This is a genomic window from Acidovorax soli, assembly GCF_014207955.1.
Taxonomy (GTDB): Bacteria; Pseudomonadota; Gammaproteobacteria; order Burkholderiales; family Burkholderiaceae_C; genus Acidovorax; species Acidovorax soli_A.
Window position 1 is genome coordinate 56,094 of the sequence record NZ_JACHLK010000023.1, and the last position, 17,683, is coordinate 73,776.

Sequence of the window (17,683 nt, forward strand, 5' to 3'; positions counted from 1 at the left end):
CTGGTGGTCTCTTTGATGTGGCGCAAGCTCGCAAGGGGCGGGCGGGTGCCCGCCCCTTGGGGACAGAGAGGGTCAGGCCTGCGCTGACACGCGCCGCAAGGCCCTTGTGGCCAATGCGGCCATGCCCAGTGCCCAGGCCAGGCCGGAGAGCAGGGCGGCCAGCGGCCAGGCGAGGGCCGGCACCTGCATCTGGAAGCGGGGGCGCTTGGCGAAGTCGTCCGGCCCGAAGGGGCGCTCGTTGAAGACGTAGGGGTAGTAGAACTCCCGCATCTCCCGGTGGAAGGCCTCGATGCGCTCCTGGTAGCGCATCTGGGCGGGCAGGTCCGTGTGCGCCAGGCGGTGCAAGGCGGTCTGGGCGGCCACACCGGGCAGCAGCCAGCCCAGGCGCTCGGTCCAGTCCTGGCGGCGCGCCAGGCCATCGCGGTAGGCGGCGACGGCCGGGGCCACGCTCTCGTCGCCCAGCTGCTGGAAGGCGTAATACCACTTCCAGTGGAACCTGGTGGGCAGGGGCGCCGTGTCCTTCCACTGCGGGTGGGTCTGGAAGAACTTCTGCATGGTGGCATCGCGCGGTTCGTCCCACGCGCCGTGTACCTTCTGGCGCTGGGCGAGCATCAGGTCCACACCCTGGTCCACGGGAATGCCGCGCGTGATGGCCATTTGCGCCAGCGTGGGCAGCACCAGGGTGAGCACCACCCAGCAGCCCATGAGGGCCGTGGCATGGGCCGTGGAACTCCAGGGGCGGGCGCCCACCAGCACGCACACGGCGCACCAGAAGGCCGCGTAGGCCACGAGCACGGCCAGCACGCCGGCCAGCGCCGCCGGGCCGATGGGCAGCACAGCGGCGGCCAGCAGCAGCGGCAGGGCCATGGCGGCAATGGCCAGCAGCGTGCGCAGGCCGGCGCGGCGCAGCCACAGCCGCGTGCCCGCGCCGGGCATGGCCAGCAGCATGCGCAAGCGGCCCGCCTGCCGCTCGCCCGACACCAGGTCGTGCAGCAACGCGATGATGAACAGCGGCGCCAGGTAGATCAGCACGAAGGCGAAATCGAAGCGCCCGGCCAGCGCCAGCTCGGGGTTGAAGGTCTCGCCCTCGTAGAGCTGGGCCTGCAGGCCCAGGCTGCGCACGCGCAGCACGTAGGGCGCCACGTCGCGCAGGCCCAGGGCCAGGAAGGCCGCGCCCGAGGGCGGGTCCTGCGTGCCGTAGAAGGTGTAGTAGGCCGCGTAGCCGGCGTCACCGCCCTGGGCGAAGCGCCGGGCCACGGCCTGCACGTCCTGTTCCTGCAGGGGGGCCAGGCGCGCGATGTTGGCCTGCTGCCGGGCTGCCTCGCGGGCCCCCGACCACAGGGACACCGCAGACAGCAGGGCAAGCAGCACCAGGGCCGACAGGCACAGCCGCGAGCGGCGCACCAGCCGCCATTCATGGACAAGCCAGCGCATCATCGTGGCGCCCTCCGCAGCATGTGCGCACCCCAGGCCAGCAGCGCCAGCAGGGCGACCAGCCAGGCCCCGAGCGTGGCCGCGGCCGGCAGCACCGAGCGCAGCACGGTGGCCGGGGCCGCGGGCTGGTAGGCGAAGTGCGCCACATCGTGCCAGTGCGTCCGGTCCACGCGGTTTTGCCGGTTCGGGTTGCGGTCGTCGGCGTAGGTGATCTTCTCGGCCTGCAGCTGGTTGAGCGACTGGATCAGCGTGTAGCGGTAGTGCTCGCCCTGTTCCAGGAAGCGGCGGTAGCTCGCCAGGTCGGTGCCGGCCAGGGCCATGGAAATGCGCCGCAGCGCCAGCAGCGGGCTGGCGATGCCGGCTGCATCCATGAAACCGCTTTGCCGGCCCTGCAGGTCGAACGACTGCTGCGCATAGCGGTTGAACAGCTCGCTGGTCATGCGCTCTCCTTCGATGCCGAGCAGGCCCTTGTAGTTGACGGGCAGGTCTTCCACCCGGGCCACGCCGTACTGCGCCAGCACCTTCTTGCGGAAGTCAGCAAAGTACGGGTCATCGGGGTTGTGGCTGTCGCCCAGGGCGGCCAGGTCGCGCGCCACGGCGATGTCGCTCTCCAGGCGCGTGGGCAGCACGTGGGCCGCCGCCGCCGTGTCGGCCGCCAGGCGGGGCACCAGGATGACGGCCACCGTCCATACCGCCAGCAGGCACAGCAGCGCATCGCGCCGGCGCGTGAACAGCGCGGACAGCCCCACCACCAGCGCCGCCCAGAGCAGCAGCCAGGCGGCATAGCCAGCCAGCAGGGCCAAGGCCTGCACGGGCTGCGCGCCCGCACCCATCAGGGCCAGGCCCAATGCCGCGGGCAGCAGCGCCAGCAAGGCCGCGCCGGCCAGGGCCAGCAGCTTGCCGCGCACGATCTGGCCCGGCCGCACGCCCTGCGCCAGCAGGATGCGCAGGGTGCCCGACTCGCGCTCGCGTGCCAGCGCCGCATGCCCCAGAAAGACCAGCAGCAGCGGTGCCAACACCTGCAGCACGAAGGCCGGCGTGAGCTGGCCAAAGCGCAGCAGCAGCGAGGACTGGCGCACGTCGCCGAAGTTGGCGCTGTTCTGGCGGTGGCCTTCGAGGAACAGCGTGTGGCCGGTGTAGGCATCGATGCCGGCGTCAAAGGCCGCCAGCGGGTTCAACGGCCGGAACACGAAGTGCCCGTAGTGCACCATGCGGTGCGGGTGGCGGTCGGGCTGGGCCTCGAACTCCTGGTTGGCCTGGGCCTGGTAGCGTGCGCGCTGGGCGTCGGCGGCACGCCACGATTCCCAGGCCGTGGCAGACGCGGCCAGCGCCAGCAGCGTGAGCAGGGCCAGGCCCAGCAGGGCCACGCGGTCGCGCAGCAGCAGGCGCCACTCCTCGCGCGCAATGCGGGAGACGGGGCTGCCGCTCATGCCGCCACCCCCTGCGCGGCATAGCGCCGGTGCAGCGCACGCACGTCAAAGCGCTCATCGCCGCTGGCGGCGCTGTCCGCGGCCACCTCTTCGACCAGGCGCCCGGCGTCGATGAAGCCGATGCGGTCCGCCACGTCGGCCGCGCTCAGCAGGTCGTGCGTCACCATCAGAATGGCCACGCCCTGCGCGCGCAGCAGCGCCAGCAGGCGGTTGAATTCGGCCGTGGCCTGCGGGTCCAGGCCCGAGGTGGGTTCGTCCAGCAGCAGGGCCGGCACCTTGCGTGCCAGCGCCAGGGCAATCGCCACCTTCTGGCGCATGCCCTTGGAAAAGCCGGCCACGCGCCGGCCATGGGCCGCCGGGTCCAGGCCCGCGGCCTGCAGCGCCTGGTCGATGGCCTGGGCATCCTCGGGCTGGCCCGCCAGGTCCAGCAGGTAGGACAGGTTTTCGCGTGCGCTCAGGTGCTCGTACAGCGCCACGTTCTCGGGGATGTAGGCCAGTTGCCGGCGCGCGCCGTCGGGGTCGGTCACGGGGTCGGTGCCCTGCACGCGCACGCTGCCGGCGCTGGGCGCCAGAAAGCCCAGGAACAGGCTCAGCGTGGTCGTCTTGCCGGCCCCGTTGGAGCCGAGCAGGGCATAGATCTGCCCGCGCTGGACCTGCAGGTTCAGGCCCTGCAGGATGGTGCGGCCGCCGTAGCCGGCGCTGACGCCGCTGGCGTCCAGAACGGGCGCGGCGGGTGGTGTGGTGTTTGGGTGGGTGCTCATGCTCGTGGTGCTCAGAAGCGGGCCTGCAGGCCCACGGTGACGGTGCGCGCCGTGCCGGGCGTGACCCAGACGCGGCTGTAGGAGCTGGTGTAGTAGGTTTTGTCGAACAGGTTGTCCACGTCCAGCGTCAGGCGCAGCGTGGGCGACAGGCGCCAGTAGCCCACCAGCTTGGCCGTGGTGTAGGCCGGCAGGTCGAAGGCCGGCGTGCCGGCATTCGCCTCGGCCTGGGTGCGTGCCTGGCCCAGGCGTTGGCCCATGTGGGTCACGCCGCCGCCAATGCCGTATCGCTGGCCATTGGCCAGCGCATCCTCGTAGACGGCCAGCACGCTGCCGTTGACCTTGGGCACGTTGATCAGCCGGCCGCCCACCTGCAGCGTGTTGTCGCGCGTGATCTCCACGTCGTTGAACACCATGCTCGCGTTCAGTCGCCAGTGGGCCGAGAGCTGGCCCGCGAAGTCGAACTCCAGCCCGCGGCTGCGCACCTCGCCCGCCGCTACCGAGTAGCCGCTGTGCACCGGGTCGGCCGTGAGCACATTGCGCTTGCGGATGTCGAACAAGGCCGCCGTGGCGCCCATGCGCTGGTCCGCGCTCTCCCATTTGGCGCCCAGCTCCAGGGCGCGGCCGGTCTCGGGTGCGAAGCCCTGGGTGCCGAAATCGCTGCCCAAATTGGGCCGGAAGGAGCGGCCCGCGTTGGCATACACCGTCCACTGCGCCGAAGGCAGCCAGCTCAGGCCCAGGCGCGGCGAGGTGGAGGAGGGGTCCTGCCGGTCCGTCACGCCCGTGCGGCGGTTGTTCAGCGACTGGCGGTAGTTGTCCACGCGCACACCCGCCACCAGGCGCCAGTCGGGCGCGAGCTTGATCGCGTCCTGCACATAGAAGGCTGTGTTGCGCTGGCGCTCCAGCGTGTCGGTATTGGCCGCTGGCGTGGGCTGGGCCTGCCCGTAGATCGGGTTGTCAATGTTGATGGCGTAGGGGGCTGCGGCCGTCGGGTTGGCGCGCAGCATCAGCGAATCCATCCCGAAGCGAAAGCTCTCCAGGCCCAGCAGCAGTTCGTGCTCGACGGCACCGGTCCTGAGCTTGCCCTGCAGTTCGGCCTGCAGCGCAAGGTCGTCGGACGCGAAGTCGCGGTAGCGGCGCTGGCGCGTCAGCGTGCCGTTGGCCTGCAGGGCCGTGGGTTCGGTCGAAAAGCCCGTGACCGAGGTCTCGCGGTAGGACAGGCCCAGCCGGCTGCGCCAGTCGCTGCTCCATTCATGCGACAGCATGAACTGGTGCGTCTGGTTCTCCACCGTCACCTTGCCATCGGCCGGCTCGCCCAGGAAGCGGCTGCGCGGGATGGCGCCGAGCTGGTTGTTGACCGCCACCACGCCCCGGTCCAGCGGCGTGGCATGGCGCAGCACCTCGCCCGCGTACTCCAGCAAGGTGTCGCGCCCGAGTTTCCAGGTGAAGGCCGGTGCGATCACGCTGCGCCGCGCCTCGATGTGGTCGCGGAAGCTGTCGCGGTCTTCCACCGCCACGTTCAGCCGGTAGGCGAAGTTCTCGCCGATGGGGCCCGTGCTGTCGAAAGCCCCGCGCTTGAGGCCGTGGCTGCCCACATAGCCTTCCACCGCATGGGCCGCCTTCCACAAGGGGCGCTTGGAGACGATGTTGAGCGTGCCGCCCGGTTCGCTGGCGCCGTAGAGCGCTGCGGCCGTGCCCTTGAGGAACTCGATGCGCTCCACCCCCGCCAGGTCGCGCGGCGCGTTGAAGCCCCGGTTGGACGAGAAGCCATTGAGCAGGGTCGCCATGCCGGTGTTCTCGTTGCCGGGCAGGCCGCGGATGGCGACGTTGTCCCACAGCCCGCCAAAGTTGTTCTGGCGCGAGACGCCGCCCACGTAGTCGAGCACATCGTCGAGCTTGGTCGCGCCCAGGTCGTCGATGGCCTGGCGCGTGACGATGCGCACGGACTGCGGCAGCTCGCGCAGCGGCAGCTCGGTCTTGGCGCCGGCGGCTTCTTCCGACTGGTAGGCGCCGGACTCCGTGCGGCCGACCACGTCGACGGTGGAGAGCTGGGCCTGGGCGGGCGTCTGCTGGGCGATGGCAGTGCCGGTGCACAGCGCGGCTGCGGCCAGGGCCAGGGGCAGCCGCTGCAGGTGGCGGGATGGGGTGGAGGGGGTGAAGGACATGGTTCGCAGAAAAAAGCGCAGGGGCAGGACGCGCACGCGCCAGCCCGAAGGCGGCGCGCGCAGAGACGGCCGGTGCCGGGGCACCAGCAGGGGGCAAGGGGGGCGAGGCCACAAGGCCGGCCGCCCCGGGGCGCGTCAGGCGGTGTGCGGTGGAGCGCGCGCGGCGAAGGGCCAGCGCTCAGGCGCCGGGGCCCAGCGGGGCCGGGGCTCGACAGGCCGCGTTGCCGCTCGCGGGGCGACGGGCAGGGCCGGCGCATTGGCCGAGGCCAGCGCATGGGCCTGCTGTGCCTGGGCCTGGCACCAGGTGCATGCGCCGTGGCCATGCTCCGCATGCTCGGGCGCGGTCGGCCCGGTGTCGGGCGTCTGCACAGCACTGGCCACCACCTGCAGGTGCTTGCCCACAGCCAGGTGCAGGGGAACGCCAACGGCCGTGTTGAAGAACACGGCCAGCAACAGGAGGCGCAGGAGCAACGGGTGCATGGGAGACGACTGGAGCGCCATCATACAGATGAGAACGTATTCTCAATTGCAAAGACCTTGCTTATGCCCCATCTGGCCGTGCTGGTTCTGCGCCAGGCCCGTGGTCGGTTGTCCGGGCCCACAACCGAGCGGGTGCAGGCAGCAAGGGCAGGGCTATGCGGGAATGGCCAGCGGGCACTCGCCCAAGGTGTGCCATTGACCACCCTGCAGCATGCCCACGCTGAGCAAGCGCAGTTCACCCGCGATGTCGACGCCTTGTTCGTTGAGCCCGTCGCACAGCGCCTTCGCCGCCGCCACATCGCGGGTGGCGGCCACCGTGATGTGCGGCACGTAGGGGATATCGAGCCGCAGGTGCGCGGCCAGCACGCCGGTGTGGAGCCGGTCGTGCAGCAGGGCGATGGCGCTGTGGCCTTCGTCCGGCACCAGGAAGACATGGGCCATGCCGTCCGGTCCGCCGGCGTGCAGCGTGGCATGGCGGCAATGGAAGCGGATGGCCGGCGTGTGGCGGGCAAGCCTTGCCACATGGGCCAGGTAGTCCGCTTCGGCCACGGCAGAGCACCCGAACACCAGCGTGAAATGCGGCGCCACCTGATCCACCTGCGGATCGTGCTGGCGCCGAACGCCGTCGACGAAGGCCTGGGCAGAGGCGTCCACCTGGGGGCAGGCAATGGTGTAGAGCGGGTGAGGGGTTTGCATGGCGCGGGACGGTGCGGGGAACTCCATCGTAGCGGCCTACAGATCCAACTCCAGCACCGCACCCTTGGCGCGCGACACGCACAGCAAAATCGTCTTCTGCGCCACGCGCTCCGCATCGCTGAGCACCAGGTCGCGGTGCTCGGCCTCGCCGCCGCACAGCCCGGTCTCGCAGGTGCGGCACAGGCCCTCGCGGCAGGCGAAGGGCACGCCGATGCCGTGCTGCTCCAAGGTGTCGAGGATGCTCTGGCCCGGGGGCACATGCAGCCGCTGGCCGCTCTGCGCCAGGACGATGTCGAAGGCGCTGTCGGCGGCGGCTGCCGGGGCCTGGGCGGCGGGGGCCGGAGCGCCGGCTGAAAACCATTCGAAGTGCACCGTGCCGGGCGCCCGCTGCGCGCTGGCGGCCTGCACGGCGCGCATCAGCGGGGCCGGGCCGCAGCAGTGGAGGTGTTCGCCGGGCTCCGGGTGGCTCAGCGCCTGGGCCAGGTCGGCGAGTTGCCCGCCGGCCTCCTCATCGAAGTGGAACCGCACGCGCGGGCCGTAGGCGCGCAGCTCTTCGTAGAAGGCGGTGCGCACCCGGCTGCGCGTGCAGTACAGCAGCGACCAGGGCTGGCCCTGGGCCTCGCACCAGCGCAGCATGGACAGAATGGGCGTGATGCCGATGCCGCCCGCGATGAAGCGGTAGTGCGCCGCGCCCTCGGCCAGCGCGAAGTGGTTGCGCGGCGGGCGCGCCTGCAGCACCTGGCCCACGCGCAACTGCTCGTGCACGGCCAGTGAGCCGCCGCGGCTGGCGGGCGCCAGGCCCACGGCGACCACATAGCGGTGCGTTTCGGCCGCACTGTTGCACAGCGAGTAGTGGCGCACCAGGGCGGGCCGGCTATCGGCACCGGCGGGCAGCGTGATCTCCAGGTGGGCGCCGGGTGTGAAGGGCGGCAGCGCGCTGCCGACCGCGCTGCGCAGTTCGATGGAGAGCACGTCGCGCGCCTCGGCGCGCACGGCGTGCACGCGCAGGGCCAGCATGGGGGCAGGGGTGGGCGGGGTCACTGCGCCTCCACGCCGAAGTCGCGCATGCGCCTGGTGATGACCCCGAACTCGGCCCGGTAGCTGGCGGCGAACTGTTCGGGCGTGGTGTTCATCACCTCGAAGCCGCGCTCGGTGTACTGCGCTGCCAGCTCGGGCGTGGCGACGATGGCGCGTATCTCGTCGGCCAGGCGCTTGACGATGGGCGCCGGGGTCTTGGCCGGGGCCAGCACGGCGATCCACACATTGGTGTCGAACAGCGGGTCGGCAAAGCCCAGTTCGCGCAAGGTGGGCACCTGGGGCAGGGCGGTGGAGCGCTCGCGGCCCAGCACCGCCAGGGGCGTGAGCTTGCCCGCCTGCACATGCTGCTTGGCGCTGGCCACGCTGGACAGGCCGATGTCCACCGTCTTCGACAGCAGGTCCGTCACCACCGGCCCTTCACCGCGCTGGGGCGAATGCACCATGTCGGCCTGCAGTTCGCGGTTGAGGCTTTCGCCCGCCAGGTGGCCGAGGCCGCCGATGCCCCAGGAGGCGTAGCTGAGCTTGCCTTTGCGGCTGGCCACCAGTTGCTTGAGGTCCTGCATGCTCTTGACCGGTGTCTCGGCGTTCACCGACACCAGCGCCGGGCTGCGCACCACCTGGGTGATGAAGGCGAAGTCTTTCTGCGGGTCGTAGGGCAGCGACTTGAACAGCGCGGTGTTGTTGATCTGCGTGTCGGTGATGGTGAGCAGCAGGGTGTAGCCGTCGGCCTTGGCGCGCGCCACCTCCCCGGCGCCCAGGCCGCCTGCGGCGCCGGGCTTGTTGTCCACCACGATGGCCTGGCCCAGCGATTTGGACAGGCGCTCGCCGATGGTGCGGGCGATGAAGTCGGTGGCGCCGCCTGCCGGGTAGGGCACGACCATGCGCACGGGCTTGGCGGGGTAGGGAGCGTCCTGGGCCAGGGCCGCGGCCGGCAGCAGGGCGGCGAGCGTTGTGGCGAGCGTTAGGGCGCGCACGAAGTGGGTGGTCAGCATGGTGGTTTGTCTCCTGGGGTAGTTGTGGGGGAAATCAGGTCGTCTGGGGAGCCGGGCGCACGATGTGCACCGGCTGCGCACCGGCCTGTGCGGCCTGCAGTGCTTCCTCGGCCGCCTCTTGCTGCAGGCGCTGCTGCACCACCCAGCGGAACTGCGAGAGCGCGGCATCCATGGCAAAGGGCACCATCTTGAAATCGGGCCCCAGCGCCAGGCTCCGCTGCTGCGCGGTGATGATGTCCCGGTCCTCGTCGAAGGCGGTCACCACGGCCTGGTGGATGGAGGCGGTCACCTCGGGCTGGTCGATGGCGAAGTTGTGCGGGTGGGCAAAGAAGTAGTGCGTGGAGTTCGCCGTCTCGGGCGTGATGGCCTGGCAGCCGCGGAACTCGGCCGCATCCACGCGTGTTCCTTCCCGCGCGCCGGTACCGGTGGGTGCCATGCCCGAGTCCATGAGCAGCACCGCGGGGATGGTGAAGTTGTAGATGTTCCAGCGGTCCACCTTGCCCGGCCAGGTCTTCACCGCCTTGGCAAAAGCCGGTGCCTCGGTGTCGATGGCCCAGCGCGTGATGCGCACGCCGCCCTCGATGCGCTCCACCTGGGGCCGGGCGGCGGCGTAGTCGGCGCTGCCGCCCAGCGTGCCGGGGTGCACGAAGGGCAGGTGCGAGAAGTCCAGCAGGTTGTCGCAGATCAGCAGGTAGTTCACGTCGTAGTGGATGTAGCCGTCCTGGCTGCGCCAGTCGGGGTGGTCCAGCCACTGGGTGTCGGGGACCAGCGCGGGGTCGGCACGGCCGGGGTCGCCCATCCAGATCCAGACCCAGCGGTGGCGTTCCACCACCGGGAACTTGCGCACCCGCGCCTGCGGGGGGATGCGGTCTTGCGCGGGTGCCTCCACGCACTGGCCGCTGCTGTCGAATTTGAGGCCGTGGTACAGGCAGCGCACGCAATCGCCCTCGCGCCGGCCCACCGAGAGCGGGGCGCCGCGGTGGCAGCAGCGGTCCTCCAGCGCAACGATGGCGCCAGTGCTGTCGCGGTACAGCAGCACGGGGATGCCGGTGATGGTGCGGGCGAACATGCCCTCGTGCGGGACTTCGTGGTCCCAGGCGCAGACGTACCAGGTGTTCTTGATGAACATGGGTGGGGCTCCGTGGTGGGTGAATGGGGGGTGTCGGGCCTCGGCGCTTTCAGAGCGAGGCATGCCACGGGCGCACCACTGGGCGGTGGCCGCGAGGGCGTTGGTGGGGTGGGGCGGCCCTGCAGGGGCGGCAGACCAGCGCGCTAAGCGCTGGAAGGGGGCAGTGTCGTCATGGGGGCCATGGGCTTGTCTCCGGGTGGGATGCGTTCCTCTTCGTGAACGCTTGACGCAAGCATAGGCAGCAGGCCATTATTCGTAAACAGCATGCAGTGCATGCAAGGAATGAAGCCTGTGCATATCGGAGACCTCGACCTGAACCTGCTGGCCGTGTTCGACGCCCTGGTGCGCGAGCGCAGCGTGACGCGCGCCGCCCAGGGCCTGAATTTGAGCCAGAGCGCCATGAGCCACGCGCTCAACCGCCTGCGCGCCTTCTTCGACGACCCGCTGTTCGTGAGCACGGCCACCGGCATGGTGCCCACGCGCAAGGCCCAGGGCCTGGTGGACCCAGTGCTCGCGATGATGGCCATCCTGCGCCAGCAGGTGCTGTCCGAGGCGCGCTTCGACCCCGCCACGGCGCACCGCGCCTTCACCCTGTGCATGACGGACATGGGCGAGCTGGTCTTTCTGCCCCCGCTCATCAGCCGGCTGCGCCGCGAGGCGCCGCACTGCACCTTGCACACGCTGCAGGTGCCGCCCGCGCAGGTCGAGGCGGTGCTGGCCTCGGGCGAGGCCGACCTGGCCGTGGGCTCCATGCGCAGCGCACCCGAGGGGCTGTTCCAGCAGCGGCTGTTCATGCACTCCTTCGTCACCATCGTGAGCGCGCGCAACACCGCGGTGGGCGACACCATCACGCTGGCGCAGTTCGAGCAGATGCCGCAGATCGCCGTCACCCTGTCGGGCAGCGTGAGCGGCGCCTACGACAGCGAGCTGGAACGCCAGGGCGTCAAGCGCAACCTGTTCCTCACCACGCCGCACTTCCTGGTGGTGCCGCTGCTCATGGACGCCCACCCCGAACTCATCGCCACCGTGCCGCTGCAGCTGGCCGAAGTCTTCAAAGGCTATGGCAGCGTGCGCATGGTGCCGCCGCCGGTGACCTTGCCGCCGTTCGCGCTCAACCAGCACTGGCATTCGCGTTTCCACCACGACCCGGCCATCATCTGGCTGCGCGAGCTGATGAAGCAGACCTTCGAGCACTACCCCGATGTGTGGCTGGGCGACCGCGTGGCGCATGCCGCCCCCGCCCCTGCGCGCAAACCCCGGCGTGTGCGCAAGGCATAGCCAGGTGGCTATGCCGCCTGCGCCCGCAGCGCTGCCACCACCGCCTCGCCAAAGGGCTTGGCCGAGGCCGGGTTCTGCCCCGTGATGAGCCGGCCGTCGATGACCACACGGCTCTGGAAGATGGGGGCTTCCTCGAAGACGGCCTGGCCTTGTTTGAGGGCCGTCTCCAGCTCGAAGGGGATCAGCTTGTCGTACTGGCGCGAGACCTCTTCCTCGTTGGTGAAGGCGGTGAGCTTGCGGCCGGCGATGAGCGAGCGCCCGTCGGACAAGCGCACATCGAGCAGCCCGGCCGGGCCGTGGCAGACCGCGCTCACGATGCCGCCCTGCTCGTAGATGCGGCGCACCAGCGTGGCCAGCACGGGGTTGCGCGCAAAGTCCCACATGGGGCCGTGGCCGCCCACGAGCATGATGGCGGCGTAGCGCGAGGGATCGACTGCGGACAGCGGCAGGCTGTGGGCCAGCTGGCTGCGCAGCGCGGGGTCGATCCAGAACCAGCGGTTGGCCTCGTCCTTGAGGTCGAAGCCATCGAAGGGCGGCATGCCGCCGCGCGGGCTGGCGATGTCGAAGCGGTAGCCCGCCTCGGCAAACACCTTGGCGGGGTGCGTGAGTTCGGGAAACCAGAACCCCGCCACCAGGTCGCCGCCCTTGCGGTCGTGGCTGGACACGACGATCAGGATGCGTGGCTTGTTGTCACTGCTGTTGCCCGGCGTGGTGGCGCTGGCCAGGCGCGGCAGTGTGAGGGCTGCCAGGGCGGTGGTGATGGATTGGACGGCGGTTCGGCGGTTGAGCGGCTGCATACGGCATTTCCTTTCTGGTGGCATGCTTGGCCCGGGAGTGGGCGCGCTCTTCATTACAAGGGCGGCTGGTGCCGTTGCCCATGCACTGCAGCAGGGTCATGCCATCCGCTTCAGGCATGCCAGCGGGGCACTGGATCACGACGTCTGTGCGTTGGTGCGCGCGGGCGCGGCCTCGTCCATCAGCCAGTCGGCCAGGGCCCGGGCCGCCGCATTGCGTGCACTGCGCGGGGAGCGCAGCAGGTGGTAGCCCGCGGCCAGCGGCGCATGCTGCGGCCAGGCCTTGACCAGGCGCCCCTCCAGCAAGTCATTGCCGATCAGCGGGCCGTGGCCCATGGCGATGCCCAGGCCGGCCTGGGCCGCGGTGAGGGTGATTTCGGTGTCCTGCAGCTTCATGTGGCGCTGACCTGCCAGGCCCTCCTGGTGCAAGGCCGCCAGCCATTGCGGCCACTTGCTGCTGCGCAGCGAGTCGTGCAGCCAGGTGAAGTGCTGCAGGTCTTCGATCTGCCGCGGGGCGGCATTGGCCAGCAGCCGGGGCGAAGCCACGGGCACCAGGCTGTCGGGCATCAGCAGCCGGGCGCCGGGCCAGGCGCCATCGCCGTAGTGGATGGCCAGGTCGAAGCGCTCCTTGCGGTAGTCAGCGTCCCAGATGGAGGTGGCCAGCTCGATCTCGACCTCGATGCGGGCCTGGCGCAACTGCGTGAGCCGGGGCACCAGCCAGCGCGCGGCCAGCGAGGGCATGGCCAGGATCTTCACCGTGGGCGGCGCGCCCGAAGGCCGGGCCAGCCGCTGTGCGCCATGCTCCAGTTCGTCGAGCGCGCGCACGGCCGTCTCCAGGTACTGCTGCCCCGCCGCCGTGAGCTGCACCTGGCGGTGGCCGCGCAGCACCAGGGTCTGTGCCAGGTGGCGCTCCAGCGCGGCGATGTGCCGGCTGATGGCCGACTGGGCGCAGCCCAGGTCGTCTGCGGCGGCCGTGAAGCTGCCGCAGCGCGCCACGGCGCGAAAGGCCTGCAGGGCGGCGATGGAAACGTCATTGCTCATGGAAGGCCACATCTCGGGTCATCGTGGGCTGCACGATACCAAGAAGGGCCTGATGGGAATCAGGCCACCGCAATGGCATCCACCTCGATCAGCCAGTCCGGGTGCACCAGGCCGGCCTGCACGACCGACATGGCCACCTGGTGGTCGCCCAGGTACTGCTGGCGGATCTCGGCGCCCAGGCGCCAGTCGTCGCGCCGGGCCAGCCAGATGGTCAGCTGTGCCAGATTGGTGAAGTCCATGCCGGCCGCCGCCAGCGTGGCCCCGATGTTGGTCCAGACCCGGTGGGCCTGGGCCTCGAAGCCGCTGGGCAGGCTGCTGTCGGGCGCGAGCCCCATGGTGCCGCTGATGAACAGCAGGCGGGCCGTGCCGGTGGCCTCAATGGCCTGGGCATAGGGGCCGATGGGTGGGTAGATGCCGGGAGGGCGGATGGCTTTCGTCAACATGGGGCAGGGCCTTTGCGGGGAGTGAAGGCCCATTACACGGAGAAACCGCCTGCGCGGCGATGCCGCTTGCGCACCGCATGCCATCCGCTTTCAGCATGCTGGCCGTGCGGCCTCCCCGAAGGCCTGGCGGTAGCGGGCCGGCGTCATGCCCACCTGGCGCGCGAACTCGCGCGTGAAGTGGGGCTGGTCGGCAAAGCCGCAGGCGAAACCGATCTCGGCGATGCCGTGGGGCGTGTCCAGCAGCCACTGCGCGGCGCGGCGCGTGCGCGCCTCGGTGGCAATGGCGCGGCAGCTCAGGCCGTGCGCGGCCAGGTGGCGCTGCAAGGTGCGGCTGGCCTGGCCTTGCGACCGGGCCAGGGCGTGGACGGAGTGCTCGCCAGCGGGGTCGTGCAGCACGCGCCGTGCGATCTGGTGCGCCAGCGGCGGCCAGGGCAGGGCGTCGCACAGGCTGGCCTGCGGGCCGGGCGGCGGTGTGGCTTCGGGCAGGGCGGCCACGGCAGCGGGCTGCCAGTGCAAGGCCCAGTGGCTGGCATGGCCCTGGGCGATGGCGCTGGCCAGTGCGGCCGCCTGGTCGGGACCTGCCGATAGCGGCAGTGCGGTGCCGCCGCCCAGATGCAGCGCCAGGCCGGGCACGCCCAGCGCCTCGCAGCAGCCGAGCAGCACGCCCAGCACGGCCAGGCTCTCGGGCGGTTGCGGGGCGCCGCCTTGGCCGGGGCGCGCGCGGTGCTGCAGCGCCATGCGGCCCGGGCTGTCGGACAGCACGCTCACCTGGTGGCCCGAATGCACATAGCGCTCCAGCCGCTGCCAGCGCGCCAGCAGGCCGGGCACGTCGCTGGCGCCCAACAGGGCGCGGTGCAGCGGGTCGCCCTGCAACCCGTGCACCTGGCGCGCCAGGTGCAGCAGCAGCACCGGGCCGCCCTGGGCCAGCACGGCTTGCACCACGGCGCGCTTGCAGTCCAGCGGCACATGGCTGCCGGCCAGGGCCGCAGGCGCGGGCAGGCCGGGCGGCAGCGCCAGGCCCTGCGCGGCCATGGCGCGCAGCAGCAGGCGCACCATGGCCGCGCTGGCGAAGTCGGTGGGGCCGTCGTCGTCGTGCATGGCGGGCATTGTGAATGCTTCAGGTTGTCAAGGCCTGCAAGACATGCTCGCTGCGCACCGGAAAGCGCGTGAACCGGTGGCCCGTGGCGTCGCGCAGCGCATTGGCGATGGCGCCCGCGCCGGCCACCATGGCGGTCTCGCCCGCGCCGGTGGGTGGCGCGCCGCTCTCGACCAGGTGCACATGCAGCGGCGGCACGTCGCCCATGCGCGGCAGCGCATAGTCGGCAAAGGTGGCGGCGGCCACGCGCGATGCGGCCACGGGCAGCTCCTCGTGCAGCACCAGGCCCAGGCACCAGACCAGATTGCCCTCGGTCTGGGCGCGCACGCCGTCGGGTTGCAGCACCAGGCCGCAGTCGTGGGCACACCAGACCGCGGTCACGCGCACCTGGCCGCTGGCGCGGTCCACGGCCACATCGGCCACCGCAGCGGCATAGCTCACGCCCTTGTAGATGCCGCCGGCAATGCCGCGCCCGCGCAGCGTGGTGGCGTCGCTGGCGGGGCGTTTGTCGTGCCAGCGCGCCTCGCGTGCCACGCGCTCGAAGGCGGCGGCCAGGCGCGGGTCGGTGGTGTGGGCCAGGCGCCAGGCCAGCGGGTCGGCGCCGGCCTGGCGCGCGCATTCGTCCATGGCGCTCTCCACCACCAGGGTGTTGGGGCCCGCGCCCAGGCCGCGCCAGGGGCCCGTGTGTACTGGCAGGCGCTGGGCCGTGAACTCGGTGCGCTGCTGTGGCACGGCATAGGCCAGCTGCGAGCCGCGCGCCACGCCGCTGTCGCCTGCAAAGTCGGCCAGGGTCTGCATCCAGGGCGGCATGGCCGCAGGCGTGAAGAGGATGTGGCTGCTCGCGAACGCATGCCACCAGTGCGTGACGTGGCCCTGGTGCACACGCGCGCGCACGCGGTGGCTCGACGGCGGGCGCTGGAAGCCCTGCGCGAATTCCTGCGCGCGGCTCCAGTGCACCTTGACCGGCGCGCCCACGGCCTGGGCGAGCACGGCGGCTTCGAGCTCCACCGTGCACAGCGTGCGCCCGCCAAAGCCGCCGCCCACGCGGCAGGCCTGCACCGCGATGCGTTCCGCGTCGAGCGCCAGGTGGCGCGCCAGCACATCGCGCACATAGAACAGGTCCTGCGTGCCGGCCCAGACGCGCAGCACGGGGTCGCCGTTCTGTGCCTTGGGGCTCCAGACTGCCGTGGCACTGCGCGGCTCGATGGGCGCGTGCGCGGCCAGCGGGATGTCCATGCGCAGGTCGATGCTCCACGCTTCGCCCTCGGGCATGGCATCGCTGCGCGGTGTGTGGCGCAGCGCACCGCGGGCCAGGTGCCGGTCGATGTCGATGCGCTCGGCGATCTCGACGGGCCCGAAGCCCCCTTGCACCTGCCACTGCACGGCCAGCGCGGCCTCGATGCGGTCCAGCGCCGTCGGGCTGCGCGCCACGATGCCCACGCCCAGGCTGTTCATCTGTTGCAGCAGCGGGCTTTGCACCACGGCCACACAGGCCGGGTCGGCGCGCGCGGCGGCATCGTCCATGGCCCCGGGGCGCGAATCCAGCTCCGCCGACACCGGCGCGCGCAGCACGCGGCCATAGAGCATGCCGGGAAGGCGCGTATCGCCCGCGAACAAGGCCTGGCCTGTGACGAGGGCCTGCAACTGCCCGGGTGCAGGTGCCACGGCCCGGGCCGACGCCAGGGCCTGGAAGCTGCGCAGCGCGCTGGCGGGCAAGGGCTGGGCCTGCAGGCTTGCACCACCGGTGCTGGTGCCGCTGGCCAGCGCCTCGCGCAGGGTGGCACAGGCCTGGGCCAGCGGCAGCGCAAAGTCCTGCACGCTGGCGCTGCCCACGGTGGCGCGCACGCGGGCGATGTCGTCCGTGCCGGGCAGGCGCACCTGCACGGCCTGCGGCGCCACGCCCAGCTCGGCCGCGGCCAGCGCCTGCAGCGCGGTGCTGATCTGCTGGCCCATCTCGGTGCAGGGCACCCACAGGGTGTAGCGGCCAGCGCCATCGTGGCGTATCCAGCCCTGGGCGTTCTCGGGCGTCGGGGCGGGGCGCTTGGGGATCACGGGCACCAGCGCGCAGCCGGCGCTGAAGACCACGGTGATGGCGGCCAGGCCCGTGCCGGCCAGCAGGTGGCGGCGCTTCATCATGCGGGCGTTCCTCCCCCGGTGTTGCCGGCCGCATGGTGGATGGCCGCGCGGATGCGCCGCTGCGTGCCGCAGCGGCACAGGTGGCCGGCCATGGCGGCGTCGATCTGCGCATCGTCGGGCCGCGGCGTGGCGCGCAGCAGTGCCACCGCCCCCATGATCTGGCCGCTCTGGCAGTAGCCGCACTGGGGCACGTTGTGGGCGACCCAGGCCTGCTGCACGGGGTGCAGCGTGCCATCTGCTGCGGCCAGGCCTTCGATGGTGGTGATGGCACGGCCTTGAAGGGCCTCGGCCGTGAGCAGGCAGGCACGGGCGGCCTCGCCGTCCACCAGTACCGTGCAGGCGCCGCACAGGCCGACGCCGCAGCCGAAGCGGGTGCCCACGAGACCGGCGGTTTCGCGCAGGATCCAGAGGAGGGGTTCTTGCTCCCAGCCGGCGGGGACTGGGTGGGTCTTTCCGTTGATCGTGAGCTGCATGGGGTGGGTTCGGTGGTTGCTGTGGGGGGAGTGTCTGGTGGGGCTTGGTTTGGTGTCTTGAAGAAATGCGCCATTGGTTGCTGTTGTGGCGGCATGCCTTGTTTTGGGGCAGAGGCCGGGATGTGCGCCCGGCGGCGCAGTAACTTTCTCTTGGGCCGCCAAGAGGGTGTAGAAAAAACAAAATACAATCCTGCAGCATTGATTCAACAGGAACAATGTGATGGCAAGGACAGGCCGACCACCCGTAATTGCGCCGGCAGAGTACGCAGCCTTGCGCGAGGTGGTGAGAGACAACCCGCA

16 protein-coding genes are annotated in these 17,683 nt (G+C 71.2%); 1 reads left to right on the top strand and 15 read right to left on the bottom strand.

Annotated elements, in window-relative coordinates; all coding sequences use genetic code 11:
- Positions 1-72 precede the first annotated feature (72 nt).
- The 9 genes from HNP48_RS32450 to HNP48_RS32490 all read right to left on the bottom strand — a co-directional run bounded on the left by HNP48_RS32450 (position 73) and on the right by HNP48_RS32490 (position 10,122).
- Complete coding sequence (locus HNP48_RS32450) at positions 73-1,437, bottom strand: DUF3526 domain-containing protein (protein ID WP_260420459.1); 1,365 nt, start codon at positions 1,435-1,437, stop codon at positions 73-75.
- On the bottom strand, positions 1,434-2,864 hold the full coding sequence (locus HNP48_RS32455) for a DUF3526 domain-containing protein (RefSeq protein ID WP_184865218.1): 1,431 nt from the start codon (positions 2,862-2,864) through the stop codon (positions 1,434-1,436). The genes HNP48_RS32450 and HNP48_RS32455 overlap by 4 nt, the downstream gene beginning before the upstream one ends.
- Positions 2,861-3,625, bottom strand: coding sequence for an ABC transporter ATP-binding protein (locus HNP48_RS32460; protein ID WP_184865220.1), 765 nt, complete (start codon positions 3,623-3,625; stop codon positions 2,861-2,863). Before HNP48_RS32460 ends, HNP48_RS32455 begins: the two co-directional genes overlap by 4 nt.
- A gap of 11 nt (positions 3,626-3,636) precedes the next feature.
- The gene (locus tag HNP48_RS32465; protein ID WP_184865222.1) at positions 3,637-5,787 is read right to left on the bottom strand and encodes a TonB-dependent siderophore receptor; all 2,151 of its coding nucleotides are present in this window, start codon (positions 5,785-5,787) and stop codon (positions 3,637-3,639) included.
- 135 nt (positions 5,788-5,922) lie between these two features.
- Complete coding sequence (locus HNP48_RS32470) at positions 5,923-6,267, bottom strand: DUF2946 family protein (protein ID WP_184865224.1); 345 nt, start codon at positions 6,265-6,267, stop codon at positions 5,923-5,925.
- A gap of 153 nt (positions 6,268-6,420) precedes the next feature.
- Positions 6,421-6,963 (bottom strand): 2'-5' RNA ligase family protein, encoded by a 543-nt coding sequence (locus tag HNP48_RS32475; protein ID WP_184865226.1) that lies wholly within the window; start codon positions 6,961-6,963, stop codon positions 6,421-6,423.
- Between the two features lie 36 nt (positions 6,964-6,999).
- Positions 7,000-8,004 carry a PDR/VanB family oxidoreductase gene (locus tag HNP48_RS32480; protein WP_311773882.1) on the bottom strand — a complete coding sequence of 335 codons (1,005 nt, stop codon included), beginning with the start codon at positions 8,002-8,004 and terminating at the stop codon, positions 7,000-7,002.
- Positions 8,001-8,993, bottom strand: coding sequence for a tripartite tricarboxylate transporter substrate binding protein (locus tag HNP48_RS32485; RefSeq protein ID WP_184865229.1), 993 nt, complete (start codon positions 8,991-8,993; stop codon positions 8,001-8,003). The genes HNP48_RS32480 and HNP48_RS32485 overlap by 4 nt, the downstream gene beginning before the upstream one ends.
- A 34-nt stretch (positions 8,994-9,027) precedes the next feature.
- Entirely contained in the window at positions 9,028-10,122 is a 1,095-nt protein-coding gene (locus HNP48_RS32490) for an aromatic ring-hydroxylating dioxygenase subunit alpha (protein WP_184865231.1), read from the bottom strand.
- A gap of 282 nt (positions 10,123-10,404) precedes the next feature.
- Here HNP48_RS32490 and HNP48_RS32495 point away from each other — a divergent pair, with 282 nt between their 5' ends.
- The gene (locus HNP48_RS32495) at positions 10,405-11,400 is read left to right on the top strand and encodes a LysR family transcriptional regulator (RefSeq protein WP_184865233.1); all 996 of its coding nucleotides are present in this window, start codon (positions 10,405-10,407) and stop codon (positions 11,398-11,400) included.
- 8 nt (positions 11,401-11,408) lie between these two features.
- On the opposite strand, the gene HNP48_RS32500 is transcribed toward HNP48_RS32495, so the two are convergent.
- The 6 genes from HNP48_RS32500 to HNP48_RS32525 all read right to left on the bottom strand — a co-directional run bounded on the left by HNP48_RS32500 (position 11,409) and on the right by HNP48_RS32525 (position 17,383).
- Entirely contained in the window at positions 11,409-12,197 is a 789-nt protein-coding gene (locus HNP48_RS32500; protein WP_184865235.1) for a type 1 glutamine amidotransferase domain-containing protein, read from the bottom strand.
- 135 nt (positions 12,198-12,332) lie between these two features.
- A complete protein-coding gene (locus HNP48_RS32505) occupies positions 12,333-13,235 on the bottom strand; it encodes a LysR substrate-binding domain-containing protein (RefSeq protein WP_260420460.1) in 903 nt (300 codons plus the stop codon).
- A 59-nt stretch (positions 13,236-13,294) separates the two neighbouring features.
- Positions 13,295-13,678 (bottom strand): RidA family protein, encoded by a 384-nt coding sequence (locus HNP48_RS32510; RefSeq protein WP_184865239.1) that lies wholly within the window; start codon positions 13,676-13,678, stop codon positions 13,295-13,297.
- Positions 13,679-13,768: 90 nt separating this feature from the next.
- Positions 13,769-14,776, bottom strand: a complete 1,008-nt coding sequence (locus tag HNP48_RS32515) for an AraC family transcriptional regulator (protein ID WP_260420461.1) — start codon at positions 14,774-14,776, stop codon at positions 13,769-13,771.
- 19 nt (positions 14,777-14,795) lie between these two features.
- On the bottom strand, positions 14,796-16,910 hold the full coding sequence (locus HNP48_RS32520) for a xanthine dehydrogenase family protein molybdopterin-binding subunit (RefSeq protein WP_260420462.1): 2,115 nt from the start codon (positions 16,908-16,910) through the stop codon (positions 14,796-14,798).
- Positions 16,907-17,383, bottom strand: a complete 477-nt coding sequence (locus HNP48_RS32525) for a (2Fe-2S)-binding protein (protein ID WP_184865243.1) — start codon at positions 17,381-17,383, stop codon at positions 16,907-16,909. The genes HNP48_RS32520 and HNP48_RS32525 overlap by 4 nt, the downstream gene beginning before the upstream one ends.
- Positions 17,384-17,683 lie beyond the last annotated feature (300 nt).

Bases quoted from the DNA above. Each gene is read 5' to 3' on its own strand.
- HNP48_RS32500 (WP_184865235.1), bottom strand. From the start codon at position 12,197: ATGCAGCCGCTCAACCGCCGAACCGCCGTCCAATCCATCACCACCGCC.
- HNP48_RS32475 (WP_184865226.1), bottom strand. From the start codon at position 6,963: ATGCAAACCCCTCACCCGCTCTACACCATTGCCTGCCCCCAGGTGGAC.
- HNP48_RS32515 (WP_260420461.1), bottom strand. From the start codon at position 14,776: ATGCACGACGACGACGGCCCCACCGACTTCGCCAGCGCGGCCATGGTG.
- HNP48_RS32495 (WP_184865233.1), top strand. From the start codon at position 10,405: ATGAAGCCTGTGCATATCGGAGACCTCGACCTGAACCTGCTGGCCGTG.
- HNP48_RS32450 (WP_260420459.1), bottom strand. From the start codon at position 1,437: ATGATGCGCTGGCTTGTCCATGAATGGCGGCTGGTGCGCCGCTCGCGG.
- HNP48_RS32525 (WP_184865243.1), bottom strand. From the start codon at position 17,383: ATGCAGCTCACGATCAACGGAAAGACCCACCCAGTCCCCGCCGGCTGG.
- HNP48_RS32470 (WP_184865224.1), bottom strand. From the start codon at position 6,267: ATGCACCCGTTGCTCCTGCGCCTCCTGTTGCTGGCCGTGTTCTTCAAC.
- HNP48_RS32505 (WP_260420460.1), bottom strand. From the start codon at position 13,235: ATGAGCAATGACGTTTCCATCGCCGCCCTGCAGGCCTTTCGCGCCGTG.
- HNP48_RS32510 (WP_184865239.1), bottom strand. From the start codon at position 13,678: ATGTTGACGAAAGCCATCCGCCCTCCCGGCATCTACCCACCCATCGGC.
- HNP48_RS32465 (WP_184865222.1), bottom strand. From the start codon at position 5,787: ATGTCCTTCACCCCCTCCACCCCATCCCGCCACCTGCAGCGGCTGCCC.
- HNP48_RS32490 (WP_184865231.1), bottom strand. From the start codon at position 10,122: ATGTTCATCAAGAACACCTGGTACGTCTGCGCCTGGGACCACGAAGTC.
- HNP48_RS32485 (WP_184865229.1), bottom strand. From the start codon at position 8,993: ATGCTGACCACCCACTTCGTGCGCGCCCTAACGCTCGCCACAACGCTC.
- HNP48_RS32455 (WP_184865218.1), bottom strand. From the start codon at position 2,864: ATGAGCGGCAGCCCCGTCTCCCGCATTGCGCGCGAGGAGTGGCGCCTG.
- HNP48_RS32520 (WP_260420462.1), bottom strand. From the start codon at position 16,910: ATGATGAAGCGCCGCCACCTGCTGGCCGGCACGGGCCTGGCCGCCATC.
- HNP48_RS32460 (WP_184865220.1), bottom strand. From the start codon at position 3,625: ATGAGCACCCACCCAAACACCACACCACCCGCCGCGCCCGTTCTGGAC.